This window comes from Saltatorellus ferox, assembly GCA_007751475.1.
Taxonomy (GTDB): domain Bacteria; phylum Planctomycetota; class UBA1135; order UBA1135.
In genome coordinates, this window is sequence record CP036434.1 from 2376492 (window position 1) to 2394001 (window position 17510).

Here is a 17510-nt window from a genome sequence, read left to right on the forward strand (position 1 = left end):
CGCCTACTTCAGCGACTTCAGCGCGGCCATGAACTCGGCCAGGATCGGCTCGGCGACCTCGGCTCCGACGTAGGCAGGGTCGCCTGCGCCGCTGAACCGCCCGACCCAGACGCCAACGCTGAACTCGCCGTTGTGTCCAACGGCCCAGGCGTCGCGGTGGCCCGAGCTCGTCCCCGTCTTCCACATGAAGCCGACGCCGCCGACGTGGCTGCCGCCGCCGTGGATTCGTGGGGCGCGGTGCTCATCGCTCAGGATGTCGTTCAGTACCTCGCAGGTGGTCTCGGAGATCGCGCGGACAGCCTCCAGAGTCCCGTCACTCCCGTCGGCCCAGAGCCCCGTGGGCCGGTAGAGACCGCCGCGCGCGAGCGTGGCGTAAGCGTTCACGAGGTCCACGAGCCGCACGCGCGTTCCGCCCGTCACGAGCGCGAGCCCGGATTCTCGGCGAGCCGACTCCGGCAGCACGACGCCTGCGGCCTCGATGAGCCCCAGGCAGCGATCGAGGCCGGCGATCTGGCCCGCGCGCAGGGCCGGAAGGTTCAGGGATCGGCGCAGCGCGTCCGCGACCGTCACCCTGCCCCCGAAGCTGCCGAACGCTCCGTCGAAGTTGGTCGGGCGCCATCCGTCGAGGTCGAGCGCCGTGTCGTCGAGCAGCGTGTCGGCGTCGATCAGGCCCGCCTCCATCGCCGCAGCGTAGACGAACGGCTTCAGCGTCGAGCCCGGGCTGCGCCACGCGCGCGCGCCATCGACCTGGCCGTCCAGCGGATCGTTCTGGGCCGCGGATCCGATGTGCGCGACTACCCGGGCGCCCGCCACGTCGATCGCGAGCAGCGCGATCTCAGTACCCGGAGCCAGCCGCTCGCAATGGGCACGGACGAGACGATCCGCCAGAGTCTGGAGTTCGGGCCGCAGCGCCGTGGTGCCGCCGCTCGGCCGCTCGCCGAGGCTCCACGCCGCGGCGTGCAGGGTCGCCGGTAGCGGCGGCGCGCCGCTGCGGCCCGGCCAGAGTCGCTGGGGGACAGGAACCTCGCGCGCGGCGATCGCCTCGTCCTCGGTGATCAGCCCGGCCCTACGCATGGCAGAGAGCACGGCCTCGCGCCGCGCGCGCGCTCGCTCCGGATGGCGGTCGGGCTGGAGCCGGGAGGGCGCCTGGGGCAGTCCGGCGAGCAGCGCCGCCTCACCCAGGGAGAGATCCGCCGCGGAGCAGCCAAACCAGGCTTCGGCTCCCATGGCGGCGCCGACGACGTTGGCGCCGTAGGGGACCGCGTTGAGGTAGCGCTCCAGGATCTCGTCCTTCGAGAGGCGGTCCTCCACCTGCAGCGCACGAAACGCCTCGATCGCCTTGCCGCGCAGCGTGCGGGGCGTCCGGTGAGTCATGCCGACGAGCTGCATCGTGAGCGTGCTGGCGCCCTCGCGCACGCGCAGGGATCGAACGTTCCGCACGGCCGCGCGCGCCACGGCGCGGGCATCGACGCCGCCGTGCTCGCGGAAGCGAACGTCCTCGATCGCGATCGTCGCGAGCGGCAGCCATCGACCCATCTCCGAGAGCGGCACTGGGCGGCGCCACTGCTCGTCCTTCGCCACGCGGCGCGCGAACTCGGGGCCGCCCTCCGCCGCGCTCACGTGGCCGCTCGGCGGTAGCTCCAGCGAAGCGAGGGACAGCGGATAGCGTGCGTCGAGCAGCCGATAGCCCAGCGGCGCCGCCAGCCATGCGGCGGCGATCGCCAGGCCGCCGCCAGCGGCGGCGCGCACGAGCCACCGGCGGAGCCGACCTCGCCGCGTCGATCCCCCGGACGGCTCCGCACGGACGATGCTCTCTTTCATTCCGTGACGTGGATCTGGCCGGTGCTTCCACCTACGGACGAGACCTCGGGCGCGTACATGGCCTCTGCCTGCACGGGTCCGTGCTCGAAGCTGCCCAGCGCGACGGCGCGTGCGGCGTATCGGAACGCGCGGACCTCGGTCCGGGCGGTCGCGTAGAGAAGGACGCGATCGTCCAGGAACTCGACCCGGTCCTCGCTCCCCGAAGGCGTCGCGCGGAAGTCCGACTCCTTCTGCTGCTTCGCTGCGTGCCACGGGAACTCCGTGAGCAGCTTCGGCGTCTCGATCTCGAGGCCGCCAGGGAGCGGATCGACCATCGCGACGTCCCTGACGTCGCTCCGGCCATCGGTCGCGAGCGTCAGTTCGACGAAGACGAGGTCCCCGTGGCGGACGTTCCTGGAGTCGAGTTCGAGCCCTTGCCCGTCGAACAGGCGACGCCTGCAGCGGAGCCCGCGGTCCGCGCCCGGGGCGCTGGCCGAGCATTGGCCCGTCGCGCTCAAGCGGAGGAACACCGGGCCGCTTCCGGTGACGTCGAAGTCGAGCGCGCTGACGCCGGCGGGGATCGCGACCAGCGACTCCGCGTCCGAGGTCACCTCGACCACGTCGAGGCCGCTCGTCCCTTCTGGAGTCGAGAGCCTGGCGGCCAGCTGCCAGTCCGCCTGACCGGCGTCGAACACCTGCGCATGCCTGGCGAGCGCCGCCAGCGCCGCGGCGTTGTCGACGGTGTTGCGCCAGCGTCCGCTCGACCCGGATCGTTCGGCCTCCAGCAGGGCCACGCGCTCGTGGACGCCCCGGTGATAGGGATCGATCGACAGCAGGACGCGGAGCTCCAGCGCGACCGTTCGAACGAGCGAGTCGAGGTACGCGAAGGAGTCCGCCGTTACGGGCTCCGCCTCCTCGGAACGTGATTCGATCAGGGCCAGCGCTCGGCGTTTCTCTCCCGCGAGGCCGAGCGCCGCCGCGAGGTACGCGCGCCCGGCGCGCCCCAGCGACGCCTGTTGCTCCTCCAGCCTTCGCATCCAGCCCGCGTGCATCGTCCCGAGCGCGGCCGCAGCATGCACGAGGCGCGCGCGCTCTGCTGCGCTCTTCGTGGATCGTAGCTCGGCGTCGAGGTACCCTGCGAGCCGTTCCGTCAGGCGCGCCGGCACCTCGAACCCGAGGTCCCTGGCGGCCGCGATCACGTCGGCCACATGGAGGGTCGCCCAGTCGGAGGACGAGCGGCTTCCGGGCCAGTAGCCGATGCCGCCGTCCATGACCTGCATCGATGCCAGTCGCAGGAATCCGCGCGTGACCCGATCGGCCGTCTCGGTGCGCGCATGGCTTTCGTCGTCGCTCTTGGCCCGCAGCGCGTGGAGTGAGAGCGCCGCGAAGATGCGGCTGGCCGTTTGCTCGGCGCAGCCGTGGGGGTACTCGGAGAGGTAGGCGCCCGCCGGGTGGAGCGAAAGGCCCGCGGACGAGGAGACGCGCAGCTCGCAGTTCCCCCGCTCGCCAGCGCTGATTCCAAGGCGCTCGGCGAGGTCCAGCGAGAGCCCGCGCCCTTCACTCGCGTCGAGGCTCACGCCGGAAGAGTACGTCACGAACGGCCGGCCGCTGCGGACCGGGAGATCGATCGCCACGCGCTCATGGGCCGCGCGGCCGTCCGCGAACTGGCCTTCCAGCCAGGCCGCACCCTCGATGCGCCCGCTGCGCGTCGCCTCGATCGAGAACCAGGCGACGTGCCGTTCACCGGGCTCCAGCGTGAGCACGCCTTCGTCGGGCCCGTCGATGACCTCGCCCGCGCCGGTCACTTCGAGCCGGGGTCGAACGCTCGCCGCGGACTCGCCGGTGTTCTCGAACGCCATCTTGACTCGCAGCTGGTCCCCGGGCGCCGCGAAGCGCGGGAGGCCGAGGGCGATCGGAATCTCGCCCGCGACCGTGGTCGCCTCCTGCCAGGATCCGTAGCGATCCCCGTCCACGACGACGGCCATCCACGTCAGCTCTCCGGTGAAGTCCGGCACGCGCAGCGTGGTGGTCATTCGCCCGTCGTCCCCGAGCCGCACCGCCTCGTTCCACACGATCGCGGGGGTCACGCGGACGGCTTCGGGGGCGCGGCGGCGAGCCTCGTGGGCCAGCCCGGAGTCACCGCCGATGCGCGAGATCGAAGCGGGCAGCTCCACGTCGGGGAGCAGCGTCGACCACGTATCCGTGGCGCTGCCCCGGAACGCGCGCGCACCCAGGAAGTGCTCCAGCGGATCGGGCGTTCGGTGCCCGCCCGCGAGGCGCAGGCCTTCGTCCACTGCCCAGAGATGGACGGCGGCGCGGGGTGAGGTCGGAGCCTCGACGGTGACCGTCGCCATTTCGCCCGGGCGCACGCGTTCGGGAGCTGCGATCGAAACGCCGAGCTGATGGTCATGGTGGAGCGTCTCGATCCGCGCCCAGCCGTAGGCGCGGTGGGGGCGCCAGGTGTCGGCCTTCGAATTCAAGGGGCGCGTCACCTGGCAGGAAACGACGAGTCCGCCGCGCACGTCGTCCGCCATCGGGATCTCGATCTCTCCGCGGCCGTTCTCGAGCTGGATCCGCTGCTGCCAGCGCAGACGCCCATCTTCGGCTGTCACGAGCGCGCTGCCGTCGAAGGGGCTCTCGATGCGGAATCCGACGGAGGAACCAGGCGACACGGCGCGGAACTCGGGCGTCAGGGTGACGCGCTCGCTCGGCTGCGTGGGCTGGAATCGGTCGGGGTTCTCCGCCGCGTGGAACCCCAGGATCGTGGCGGTCTTCGCGTCCTCGCCGCGTAGCGTCAGCCGGTACTCGCCCGCTTCGGGGCACGTGAGAGCCGCGCGGAGCACGCCGAACGGATCGGGCTCCAGCGCCAGGCTGGCAACGGCGGTCACTGTCTTTTCGAGGGTCCAGCGCAGCCCGCCACCGGCCGAGTCGAGCACATAGCGCGATTCGATCCGATCGACGGAGAGATAGAGCACCTCCTCGGCCATCGGCAGGTCGTCGGCGCCCACGCAGAGGCCGAGGACGTGGAACGGCTCGCCCACGCCGACGACGCCCGTGCCGGCCCCTTTCGTGGCCTCGGTGGCGTCCGGCCCGAGTCCGGCGACGCGGTCGATGCGCAGTCCGCGATGTTCCTTCCCGGTGTCGACCTTCAGGGCGGAGTTCGCGACGGCCGAGCGGCTTCCCGGCTCCGTCACCGTCCACGTGTTCGACGCTCGCCAGAGGCCGGGCGCCAGATCGCGGAAGCCGGGCAGTTCCGCCGCGGCGGAGCCGTCGGCCAAGAGGGCGACTTGGCTGCTGTCACGGCGCTCGGAGCGATCGTCCGATTCGGCCTCGAAGGAGAAGAGCGGAAAGCGCGTCGAGGTGAACCGCAGCGGCGACCAGCGCGTGCTCAGCTCGGCCTCGAAGCCCTCCGTCGAGGTTCCGGCGAGGGAGCGCGCCACGACCCGCGACGACGGTGCTGCCTCGGCCGTCTCGCGCTCGGAGGTCGATGTCAGCGCCATGCGCGCCGGGAGGAACGCCTCGACGCCGAACGTCATCGAACCGATCGATTCGCCGGAGGCCGAGTCGCGGAAGGCGAACTTCCAGGTGCCGGTGCGTGCGTTCTGCGACGTGGTGTGGACGAGATGGAACAGCCCCTGGCCCGGGTCCGGGAGCACCGTCTCCTCCAGCATCACCGCGCCGTCAGGGCGAGTCAGCGTGACGTCCACCGGGCGAGCGTGGACGACGCCCGCGTTCGAGCGCGCGATGCCCGTGAGGTACACGCGATCGCCGGGACGATAGAGGTTGCGCTCGGTGTAGGCGAAGACGTCGGCTGCCCCGGGGATCGTTCGGCCGCATGCGACTTCACGCGGCACGTCCCAGGTGGAGCTCTCGAGTTCCAGGTAGGCCAGGTCTTGGCCTGTCTCGATCACCGCGAGGAAAGGCGCGGTGCCGTCGCCTGCCCCCTGGCTCGAGTCTGTCCGTGGGCACGCGATGAACGCGTACCCGTCGCCGTTCGTCGTGGCCCGGCCAAGGGTCTGGTCCTGGACCGTCAGCGCGGTGATCGTCGCGTTCTCGACTGCGGCGCCGGTGGCGATCGAGTGGACCCAGAAATGCAGCCCCTCCGCGTCGCGCCGGGCGGTCGTGCCGAGGTCCGAGATGCGGACCGAAGCGTAGTCGCTGATCCAGCGGCTCTCCGTCGACGAGACTTCGAGGTGATAGACACCCGCGAGCGTCTCGCCGTCCCGTTCGAGGAGGCTTCGCAGGTCCAGCGCGTGGCGCTCCGTGGGGCCACCCGCTGCGGAACCGGGCAGTCGATAGGTCTCCGAGAGGACCTGGGCCGACGTGTAGCGCCGCGACTCGCCGCGGACGTGCTCGACCAGGTTGCCGGGCAGCACCTTGGTGGCCTTGACGCGGACGGCGTCGACGGCGGTGGCCATGAGCTCCAGGGAGAGGTGACCCTCCGGGCTGAGCGTGCCTCGCCAGACGGGGATCGCGAGCTGCGGCTCACGCCGGGGCATTTCGATCGACACGATGCGCGCTGCGTTCAGCGTCTCACCGTTCGAAGCCAGGACGTTTTCCGGCAGGGTGACCGAGTAGGTGGCGCCCGCCTCGAAGTCTCCTTCGACGACCAGTCGCGTTCCGGAGGAGCGGACGGAGAGGTGGGGGACGAGGGGGCGGACCTCGATCTCGGGCGCGTCGGCCGTGGGTTCGAGGCTCGCGCTGAACTCGAAGTCGATGCGCCCGCCGTCCCTGTCGCTGAACACTCGCTCGCCGTGCCGGAGGAGCGCGAAGCGCCTGGGCACCTCGAGCAACGGCGGAGCCTTCCGGCGCGTTCGCCAGATCAGGCCCTTCGACTCGCCAAGGTGGCAGAGCGGGTGGTCGAAGTGCCACTCGAGGTGGGTGGCCTCGCCGTCCGGCCGGGGGAAGCGGAAATCGTGGTGGAAGCCGCTTCCCTGGCCGTCGCCGTTCCTGGTGAGGCTCGCGACCGGGGTCAGCGCGAGGGCCTCCGTGGCGCCGGGCAGCGTGAGCTTCAGCGCGGCGAGCACCTCGGACGGGTCGAGTTCCGCGTTGAGGGTGACCCTTGCGGTCACCGTGTCCTTTCCGACCGACATGACATGGACCGCCTGGATCTCCAGAGGAGCGGAGGTCCAGCGCGCCTCGAATTTCGGATCCACGGCGCGACCGAGCAGCTTCTCCAGCGCCGCGGTCGGCCGCATGCGGACCTCCTTGCACTCGCCGAGCGGCTCGTCGAGCAGGAACGCGAGTCGCGTTCTGCTCTCCCATTCCCACCGGCCGTCGAGGAAAGGTTCGACCGTGAACGGTGGGTCGAGTAGATCCGGAAGCGGCTCGTCGTCGGCGCTGTTCGGGTCCACCTCGGCGGTCCCGCCGAGGGCGACGATCAGGCGGTCGGCCTGCCCGACGTCCCGCGTCGGTAGAGCGGCCGCAAGGGTGACGAAGGGCTGACCGGACGCAGAGATCGTGTCGGTCGTGCCGAAGTCTCCTTCCGTCGCGGCGGCAGCGAGGACCGTCGACGAGCGCTCTCCGTAGAGCTTCCAGCCGGCGGCATTCAGGACGAGGAGAGCCGCGAATGCGGCGACGAAGGTGCTCCGCGGTGCGGCGCGGAAGGGTGTGCGGCCCATGGTTCGAAAGGACCTCCGAGGAGGCCCACGCTGGCAGACGAATGGCGCTCCCCCCCTGGGCGCGCCTGGCCCTTCAGATACCAGTGGGGATCCGCCGGTCCAAGGAACTTCTGGAGGGCCTGCCGCGCTCCCTGGTACCGCTCGCTGCTGAGGGGTACCACATGTTGCGTATGTGGGCAGCGGTCCCACGATGCAGCGGACCCTCGAAATCAGGCGGCAGGCGCCCGGAATCGTCGATCCCGGGCGCCTGCCGTCCCCTCGAAGTCCCGTCAGGAGATCAGCGGAACGTCACCGAGTAGCCCCGCGTGAAGTTCGAGGTCGGCATCGGGTTCGCGTCTCGGTGCCAGCACTGGAAGTTCCAGGTGTCGCCGGGCAGAGTCCCGACCGTCGACATCGGCTGGGGGATCGCGCCGGAGTCGACGATCAGTCGGATTTCACCGGTCGTTCCCGAGTTGCCCACCTGGGCAAGGTAGCGCCCGGTGTTGGCGCCCACGCAGAGGTTGCCCTGGCTCCCGCCCACCGCAGGGACGAACGCCTGTGCGCTCGAGACGACGAAGAAGCCGGTCTGGGACGTCGGGAGGCCCGAGGCGACCAGCTGGAGATCATTGCGGGTCAGGAAGGCCGAGCCCTCGGCCGCGATCTCTCCGGTGCCGCCGGAGGAGTTCGGCTCTGCCGCGCAGTAGGCCGTGCCCACGGGGTCTCCGCAGATCGCGTCGATGATGCGGAAGTCGTCGATCGCGGCCTCCACGATGTTCGTGTTGCCCGTGTCGGAGGCGATGAAGCGGAGCTGCATCTGGGATGTCGGCACGATGACCTCCGGAACGAGGACGGAGGAGCGGATCCAGCCGCCCGACGTTCCAGGACCGAGCGGGCCGATCGCCTCGAGGGTCTGCCAGGTCGCTCCGGCATCGTTCGAGATCTCGATCAGGAAGAGGTCGTCCGGCGGGTTCTGTCCCACGTTGTTGGAGTACCAGCGGTAGTACTCCAGCGTCGGGTAGGCGAGCTGCGACATGTCGAAGATCGGCGTCAGCAGCGTGGTGAAGCCGAAGTCCACGTCCGCATCCGAGTTGTTGGCAATCTGCCCCTGGGCGGTGAACCAGCAGCGGCGTCCGTCCTCCGAGTGGTCGCTCGAAGGCTCTGCGTCCGTACCGATCGGCGCGTCGAGGACCCAGGCGCCGCGCAGCGCCGTGTCGCCGGGAAGCCCGCCGACCCAGCCGGCCGCATCCTGCATGTCGTCCTCGCGGACCGTCGTCAGCGCCGTGCCGACGTAGGACACGAAGGGCCACGCCGGAGCGTACTTCGGGTACGTCGATTCGACGCCGGACGTGGTCAGCGCAGACACGTACCAGGACACTTCCGTACCGCACACGTAGCCTGGAATCGACGCCGTGAACTCACCAGGGGCACCCGTCGGCGCAAGGGCCACATCCAGGGTGCCTGCGCCCGTCTCGACGATGAGCTTGGCCGAGGCCGCATCGAGACTGCCCGCCGTGAACTCGTCGATCTGGACGGTGACGGCCTCGCCGGCGCTGTCCACCGTTTCGAGCTGGACCGTGTTCACGTCCACGCGGAGCGGGTCCACGGTCCAGACGAAGAGTCCGCGTTCGAGGTCGCTGCCGATCACCGTGCCGCTCGGGAAGTTCGGGTAGCAGCTCCAGAGTCCGTTGAACGACTCCGCGGTCAGGTCGGGCGCGGTATCGAAGAACGCGATCTCCTCCGGGTTGTCCGGGGACGAAGCAATGTCGAAGATGCGCAGTCCTGACGTGTAGTTCGCCTGGTAGAGGTAGCCGTCGCGCTCGTACATGTTGTGGCTGATGCTCGACACGCCGTTGTCGAACGAGCCGGTGAACGTGACGTTGCTCGGGTTGCTCACGTCGAAGACGCGGGTCACCGTGGTGTTGATGCCACCGCGCTCGTCGAGTTCATCGCCGAGGTAGAATCGCGTGCGATCGGCGGAGAGCCAGCCCTGGTGGCTGTAGCGCCGATCGGGGTAGGCGACCTGGCTGAGCGACTGGATGTTCGATTTGTTCGTGACGTCGAGGACCGAGAGTCCCGTGTCACCGGAGCCGTTGTTGAAGCCGCTGCAGCAGTAGGCAATCTGGCGTCCGGCGTAGGGGCCCGACGTGTAGGTCACGACCTGCGCGTCGTGGACGTAGCGCGAGTTCCACGAACCGACGAACTGGGGCGAGCCCGGGTTGGCGAGGCTGTAGATGCGCAGTCCGTTGCCCGCGCCGCCCGTGCGATAGAGGTAGCCGCTGACCTCGTCGATCACGACGTTGTGGGTCGCGTTCGTTCCCTGGCCCGTGATCGTGTTCTCCAGCGTCACCACGCCGGCGTCGACGTTCGAGAGGTTGATCACCTGGATGCCGCTACCGCCTTCACTGACCGCGTACGCCCGGTCGCGGTAGACCTTGACGTCGCGCCAGAGGCTGGAGGGGCCGTCGATCCGCTCGATCACCTGCGCGTTGGCGGGGTCCGTGACCTCCACGATGACGGTGGCGTTCGACGTGCCGATCAGCGCATACTCCCGGCCGGACGGCGAGACGTAGCCCCAGCAGTCGTTGCCGGAATCATTCGCTCCGCCGAGATCGCCGAGGGTGAGCCAGGACTCGAGCCTCACGCCCTGGGCAGCGAACTCGAGCCCGCCCGCCGCCGCGGAGCCGCGTTCGGCGCTCTGTGCCCCGCGTCGAAACCCTGTCCCCTGGATCGCCGGGCGACGATCGAAGATCTTGGGGTCGTCCTCGTGGGGGGGAAGCGGGCTCGCGGCAGCCGCGGGTGCGATCGTTCCGACGAAGAGAGCGACCGTGCCGGTCAGCATCGAGAGGGAGCGCAGGGAACCAGGTGCGAACGGACTCATGGATCGAGGGAGGAGAAATGGAGGGAGGCGGAGAATCGACGCGGACCCAGAAGGTCCGACGGTTCGCCGCCGACTTCGGTTCCACCGCGAAGCCTATCGGTCTGCCACCGACAGCGCATCTTCCACCGTCACGGCACCGATCGGCCTCGCAGTCCAGGCGGTCAGGCCACCGGCGGGCACCAGGCGATGGGGAGTCTCGGAAGACGTCACCAGCGGCCACGGACCGGTTCGCTCCGGATCCTCCGGCCCCGCGAGGAGGCGAACGGGCAGCCCGACCGACGCCGCCACGTGGGCCGGGCCACTGTCGCTCACGAAGATCTGGCCGTCTCCCTTTGCGACGGCGTGCAGGATCGCGCAGAGGTCGCGCAGGCCGCGCTGGCCCACCAGGTGCGCGGCGCCGGGGACAGCGGCACCCAGGGCACGTCCGGTCTCGGCTTCCCCCGGTCCCGTCAGGTAGAGGACGCGCTCGCCTCGCTCCAGGAGCCTCCGGCCGAGCGCTTCGAAGGACTCGGCGGGCCAGGTTCGTGGGTCGCCAGCGACCCCCGGGTGCAGCACCGTCCACGACGTGCGAGCTGCGCCTTCCCGCACGCTTTCCAGGATCCCTCTTCCACGCGCGATCTCCGCCTCGGAGAGGAGCGGGTCGATCCGTTCTGCCAGCGCCGCGTCCCCGGTGATGAACGCCGCGATGGAGCGGCAAAGGGCCACGAGGTGTCGCCCCGACGATTCAGGCGGCGGCGCATGGACGAGCCCGGCGACACGCGCGGCGAACGGCTCCTGCCAGGCGCGGCGCTCGAAGCCGTGGCGCCGCGGTGCGCCGGACAAGCGCGTGCAAACCGCGCTCTTCCAGTTGCCCTGGGCGTCCAGGGTCATGTCGGGCCGCCAGGCGCGCATCTCGGATCGGAGGCGTGGCCAGGCGCGTGCGCCCCCGCGGCGATCGAAGGGGAAGATCTTCGCGAAGGGCTCGACCAGCGGCGCGAACTCGGGCTGGATCGCCCACCCGATCTCCGCACCGGGCCAGGCCGCGCGGATCGCGTGCACGAGCGGCATGGTCTGCACGATGTCCCCCAGGTGGGACATGCGAACGATCAGCACGCGTTCGGGGGACGGAGAGGAAGTCGGCACGGGGGAGGTCGGATGGCACTTGGCGGATCCATCATGACAGCGATCGGTCCTACAATCCTCCCCATGATCCGAAGGATCTCCACCAAGTGGCTTCTGGCCGTTCTCGCCGTCGTGGTCCTGCCGTTCCTCGGGTTCGCCTGGTTCGTCGACGCGTTCGTTTCCCAGCGGTTCTCGGAGGACGTGGTCCGCTACCACCTCCTCGGTCACGCGGCAGAACTCTCGGAGCGGCTCGACAGCATCGTCGCGGAGAGTCGCAAGAACGCCCAGATCCTGGCGGCCGTCCAGGACGTGAGCTACTGCCTGGCGGGCTACAACGACGATTCGATGATCTTCGGCCGACCCGCCGAACAGCTCTTCGACGAGCTGGTCTCGGAGATCGGCTCCGCGGAGTTCGTCCTCGCGATCGACAACGACGGGCATGTCGTCGCCTCCAATACGCTGAGGGTGGGTGGGGCGGAGCTCGACAAGTGGACCAGCAGCGCCCTCCGCTCCTACCCCTGGGCCGAGAAGACCTGGTTCCAGAACGCACTCGAGAACGGGTCCGCGTCGATCGATGTCACGCGCTTCGGCTTCGTCCATGAGGATACGGACGTGCCGCCTGAAGCGCGCTATCACTTTGGATTCGCCCACAGGGTCCTGGGCAAGCGCTCCACCTTCAGCGAGGTGGTGCCGGTGGGGATGGTGGTGACCCTCGTTCCGTGGTCCGTCGTCCAGAACGAGATCTCCACCTACGGCGTCACCCGGCGTCGGAAGGAGGAGCTCGGCAACCTCCAGTCCGAGAATCTCTACGCCACGTCCTACGCCTGGGTCTGGGGAGACGACGCGCGGACGATCCTCGCGCACAAGGATCGGTCGCTCTACGGAATGCACGTGGACGAGCCGCCCGTGAATTTGCCCGCGATGGTGGAGGCGGCGAGCACTCACAAGTGGGGGATGTATCCCGAGTACGACTTCAACGGCGAGCACAAGAAGGCCGCGTTCCGCCACGGACGATCCCGGAAGGAAGGCGGCTTTGGCTGGGTCGTGGGGGTGGGCGTGGACACCCGCGAGGTCTACGGGCCGATCCGGAGCATGACTCGCACCATCGCGCAGGCGAGCGCGCTCGTGCTGCTCCTCGCTGTCGTCGTGACTTTCGTCGTCGCGCGCAGGACAACGCGTCCGATCCAGGACCTCGAGGCCTTCACACGCCGCGTCGCGAGCGGCGATCTGGATGCTCAGGTGCCCGTGCACGGCCACGACGAACTCGCCGATCTGACGCGCTCGTTCAACCGCATGACGCTGCGGCTGAAGGACAACAGCGACCAGCTCGTCAAGGCCGAGAAGGACGCGGCCTGGCGCGAGATGGCGCGGCAGGTGGCCCACGAGATCAAGAACCCGCTGACGCCGATCCAGCTCTGGGCCTCGCTCCTGAAGCGCGCCCACGACGACAAGTCGCCGGAGTTCGAGGGGATCCTCGAGAAGTCGATCGACGTGATCCAGCGCCAGGTTCGAACGATGCGCGATATTGCGAGGGACTTCTATCGATTCGCAGGAGAGCATCGGGACCCGGTCGAGGTCGAACTCCGAACGATCGTTGCGGAGGTCGTCGAGATCAACGACGCGTGGGCCCAGGAGGAAGGCGTCGAGCTGATCGGCGAGCGGCCTCTGGAGAGCGGGATCCGGGAGCCCGCGATCGTCATGGCCGACCCGGACGAACTCCGGCGCGCGCTGGTGAACCTCGTGAGCAACGCGATGGAGGCGATCGACGGCGTCGAGCCGCCGCCGGGCAAGAGCGCGCATCGCATCGAGGTGCGGGTGGATCGCGACGGAGACTTCATCGAGGTGGAGATCCGCGACACCGGCAAGGGAATCAGCGACGAAGCCGCGACCGCGCTCTTCGAGCCGTACTTCACGACCCGGAGCAGCGGAACGGGCCTCGGACTCGCCATCGTGCGTCGGATCGTCGAGGACCGCGGCGGGAGCATCACGCTGGAGAACCGGGCCGATACGCGCGGGGCCATCGCGACGCTCCGCCTTCCCGTCCATAAGCGCTCTTCCAGCCGCGCGGTCTCGTGAGGAAGGCCAGCGGGAAACTCGCGGGCGCCCTGGCGCTAGCGCTGGCCGTGCTCGCGGGGCTCCTCTACTTCCGTTTCGAGGACGGGGGCGCGAGCGTCGGGGGCGAGTCCCTTTCGTTCGAAGGTCCAGAGGTTGACCATGACCCCGGGCTGGAGACCGGACGGTCCGCGCTCGCCGAGATCGCCGAGGTAGGGCCACTTCGGAGCGACGGAGAGACGAGGGACGCCAGCGTTCGCCTGCGCGGCCCGGGCCGTCTCCGCGGACGCGTTCTGGAGCGGGGCTCCGAGCGCGGACTCGAAGGGGTGACCGTCGAACTCCTCCCCGTTCCGCCCGCGGGCGCCGAGATCATGGCGCAGGTTTCCCAATTCATCGGATCCGGTTCGGACTTCAGCCAGCGCGTCAGGCCGGCCGCGACCACGGTGACGGCTTTCGGCGGTGAGTTCTCCTTCGAAGGCGTGCGAGAGGGGCGCTGGTACCTCGGCGCGACCGCCCCGCATCACGTCGCCGACGCGCCCGTTTCCGCCAGGGTTCTGCGCTCCGGCGATGGGGGCCCGGTGGACGTCTGGATGCGGTCGGGTGGCCGCGTGATCGGCCAGGTGCTGGACGGGCGCGGTCGGCCCGTGGCGAAGGCGCAGATCGCGTTGACGACCAGTTCGATGGGCCTGCTCGAGGCGGCGGCCGATGGGGTCACGGCTTTCCTGCGCGCGGAGGCGGATCGCGATGGGCGGTTCGCGTTCGCGGGCGTCTCGCCCGCAGAGGGCTACGAGCTGGCCGCGATCGGCGAGGGGATGGCGATCACGCATGTCCTGGACCTGGAGGTCCGAGCGGGTGAAGACACGGTCGTGGAGGTCCGAGGCACGATCGGCGCGCAGGTTCGCGGGCGGATCGTGAGCGCGAGTTCGAGTCCCGGCTCCGGCGCGGAGCCAGGTACCGCGCCGGTGGCAGGCGCGCAGGTCGCTGCGCTGCCGCGGGGCCTTCGGAACCTGAAGCTGGCCAAGGAACTCCTCATGGCCACGCACACGGTCACGGGGGAGGACGGCTGCTACCTGCTCACAGGAGTTCCGCCGGGCGCGGTGGATCTGCTCGCCATGGCGGACGATCACGTTCCGGCGCGTGGGCCGCTGGTGCAGGTGCCGAATTCGCCGGGAGCCGAGGTCCAGGCCCGGGACTTCGCTCTCCTTCGCGGACCCAAGGTGCGCGGCCGCGCGGTCGACGTCAGCGGTGCTCCGGTCCCCGGCGCGCGCATCCTCTGGAACGTGATCGACGTCGCTTCCGTGGAGGGGCAGCCTTCGCTCGCACCGCTCTTCGCCGCGGGCATGAAGGAATTCGAGTTCCCCGTGTCGGACCATGAAGGCGCCTTCGTGGCAGGCCCGCTCGGCGGTGACTCGCCCTTCGAAATCCGCGCGCTGAAGAGCGGCTACGAGGTGGGGCGCGCTCGCTGGGAGCCAGGTGACGAGGAAGCGACGGTCGAGGTCGTCCTGCACCGCGGCGGGGCGATCCTCGGTTCCGTCAGCGATGCGCTGACGGAAGCGCCGGTGGCGAGCTTCACGGTCTCCGTGTCGGGCCGGATCGAAGCGGACCCCGCGGCGCCGAGTCGATTCAATCCGTTTGCTGGCGGCGTGGAGTTCGAAGGAGAGGACGGTCGCTTCGAACTCGCCGGGATCGCGGGCGGGGAGCAGGAGCTGACGGTTCTGGCGCGAGGTTACCTTCCCAAAAGAGCCGTGGTGCACGTACCCGAGGGGGGCGCGGCGCCCGAACTCGAGCTGAAACTGGAGCCTGGCGCCACGCTCCGCGGCCTCGTCGTCGACGCCGAGGGCGAGCCTATCGCCGGCGCGCAGGTCACGACCGAAGCGCTCATCGCGACGGCGTTCGAACGCCTGGAGGACGGACGCGGTTCGATCGAATCGGCGCTGGCCGTAAAGGGGCGGCGGAGGCAGCGTCGCGCCCCACCGGTCGGGCTTCTGCGGCACCTCGTGGCGCTCGGTTTCCTCGGAGAAGGAGCGGTTAGCACCGCGAGGGACGGCTCCTTCGAACTCGTCGGCCTCGACGCCGGACCCGCCGAGATCCTCGCCTTCCACCGCGACTACCGCGCGGGCGCCGTGCTCACGAGCGTGGAGCGAGGCGACGGAAACTCTCCTGTCACGATCACGTTGACGGAGGGCGGAGGGCTCCGTGGAAAGGTCACCGACCGCTTCGGGCAGCCCGTTCGCGATGCGATGGTGCTGGCCGTTTCGCCGGGAATGGCCGGCGGCCCCACGTCGAACGGTGAGTTGCACCAGGCTCGTTCGCGCGTCGATGGAGCCTACGAGATGCTCCACATGGAGGGTGGTCCCTACCTGATCGTCGCGACGCGCGGCGACGAGAACCTCTCGATCATGAGCTTCCTCGGGACGCTGAACTTCGGGCTCGTCCACGTCCCCGAGGAGCGGGTCGTGACCCACCATCTCGTGGATACGTCGGCCAGCGCCTGCCGCGTCACCGGGTTGGTCACGCGCGGTGGTGCGCCCGTCTCGAGCGGGATGCTGCTGGCGCTGAACCTCGAGTCCGAGGGGCTCCTGGGGCTCGACTTCAAGGCGGCACCCGTCGAGAACGACGGGAGCTACGTCTTCGAGGGGCTCAGCCCAGGCGAGTATCAGGTGACCTTCGAGGGCGACGGGCCGAGCGGCGAGTTCCTGATCGATGTGCCCGATGCGCCGCAGCTGGTGGAGGACCTGGAGCTACCCGAAGGCGTGGTTCGGGGACGCTTCGTTTCCGCCGAGTCGGGGGAAGCGGTACAGGGGCTGCGGCTTCGACTGGAGCGCACGGGACGCTCTGGTAGCGGGGGACTGCTCACGGGCCTGACGCGGCGCCTCTCGCAGGGCATGACCGGTGGTCGCGGGAGCGGCGGGCGGTGGCGGGACGGATCGAAGGCGACCGGCCGGCAGGGAGGCTTCCGGTTCGACGGCCTCGACGAAGGGCGCTATCGCCTGGTGCTGGTCGGGGATGCGCGCTCCGCGGACTTTGCGCCGCCCGAAGACGTCGAGATTCGGGTCGGAGAGGATGAGACCGTGGACCTCGGGACGATCGTTCTCGACCCCGGCCGTTCCCTCCGCGGGCTCGTGCTCGACGGCGCCGGAGACGGAGTCGAGGGGGCCGAGGTGCTCGCCATTCCCGTGGGCGCCGACGGCCTCGCGCCGCGCAGGGCGCTCGCGGATGCCGAAGGAGCGTTCGAAGTCCGAGGGCTCGGTGTTGGCACGTGGAAGGTTCGACCGAGCGCGGAAGGATTCGCGGCCGGCTCCTTGCGTGAGGTCGTGGTGGAGGAAGGGCGGGACTCGGAGGAGCTACGCCTCACGCTGGTCCTCGGCCTGGAGATCGAGGTCCGCGTGGTCGACGGATCGGGGACGCCTCGGGCAGGGGTCGCATGCTTCCTGAGTCGAGCGGAGGACGAAGCGACAACCGCTGCGGCGAGCGGCTCGAGCACGTTCCTGAGCCAGTTCTTCAGCGGTTCGAATACGACGGATTCAGAGGGGCTCATGCCGCTAGGGCGCTTCGAGCCGGGTGTCTATCGGCTTCGGGCGAGCCAGGGATTTTCGTCCACGGAACGTCAGGTAGAGCTCGAGGGGACCGGCACCAGGCGTCTCGAAATCGTCCTTCGCTGAAGGGTGATCTGCGGCGGCAGCGTCTTCCAGCGCGGCCAGGCGGGCGTCCACCAGGGAGGACGCCGCCCTCGGCAAGTCGGACAGGCTGGTTCGCAGTCCACCGGCCCAGGTCGGGACGCTGCGGCGCAGAACCAGTCCCCGTGGGACCGATGGACGCAGGTGGACCGTCCGGAGAGGGGCACCAGGGCCATTTGTGCGGAGTCAAAGGGATCCGAAGTTCGGGTGAAGGCGCCTCCATACCATTCCATGGCGCTGCCCTGGGCGGACGGCATAGGATTTGATCCCGTCGGACACGCGCCCCGCGTTCCCAACTGGACCATGACCATGAATGACTCCATTCCCACCCCGCGCCTGATCCCGGTACTTCGACTCCGGTCGAAGATCGCGCTGATCGGCGTTCTGCTCGGCTCGATCGCC

Annotated in this window: 6 protein-coding genes; 2 read left to right on the forward strand and 4 right to left on the reverse strand. The window is 69.7% G+C overall.

The features are described from left to right. Window positions 1-3: 3 nt before the first annotated feature. The 4 genes from Poly30_RS08465 to Poly30_RS08480 all read right to left on the reverse strand — a co-directional run bounded on the left by Poly30_RS08465 (window position 4) and on the right by Poly30_RS08480 (window position 11400). Complete coding sequence (locus Poly30_RS08465) at window positions 4-1821, reverse strand: transglycosylase domain-containing protein (RefSeq protein ID WP_419191127.1); 1818 nt, start codon at window positions 1819-1821, stop codon at window positions 4-6. Continuing rightward, window positions 1818-7421: an alpha-2-macroglobulin family protein gene (locus tag Poly30_RS08470; RefSeq protein WP_145196226.1), complete on the reverse strand. Its 5604-nt coding sequence runs from the start codon at window positions 7419-7421 to the stop codon at window positions 1818-1820. Before Poly30_RS08470 ends, Poly30_RS08465 begins: the two co-directional genes overlap by 4 nt. A gap of 277 nt (window positions 7422-7698) precedes the next feature. Next, on the reverse strand, window positions 7699-10278 hold the full coding sequence (locus Poly30_RS08475; RefSeq protein ID WP_145196228.1) for a choice-of-anchor B family protein: 2580 nt from the start codon (window positions 10276-10278) through the stop codon (window positions 7699-7701). Between the two features lie 93 nt (window positions 10279-10371). Then, on the reverse strand, window positions 10372-11400 hold the full coding sequence (locus Poly30_RS08480; RefSeq protein WP_145196230.1) for a glycosyltransferase family 9 protein: 1029 nt from the start codon (window positions 11398-11400) through the stop codon (window positions 10372-10374). Window positions 11401-11463: 63 nt separating this feature from the next. Here Poly30_RS08480 and Poly30_RS08485 point away from each other — a divergent pair, with 63 nt between their 5' ends. Both Poly30_RS08485 and Poly30_RS08490 read left to right on the forward strand, forming a co-directional pair. After that, window positions 11464-13455, forward strand: coding sequence for an ATP-binding protein (locus Poly30_RS08485; protein WP_145196232.1), 1992 nt, complete (start codon window positions 11464-11466; stop codon window positions 13453-13455). Next, window positions 13452-17093: a carboxypeptidase-like regulatory domain-containing protein gene (locus tag Poly30_RS08490; protein ID WP_145196234.1), complete on the forward strand. Its 3642-nt coding sequence runs from the start codon at window positions 13452-13454 to the stop codon at window positions 17091-17093. The genes Poly30_RS08485 and Poly30_RS08490 overlap by 4 nt, the downstream gene beginning before the upstream one ends. Window positions 17094-17510: the final 417 nt, after the last annotated feature.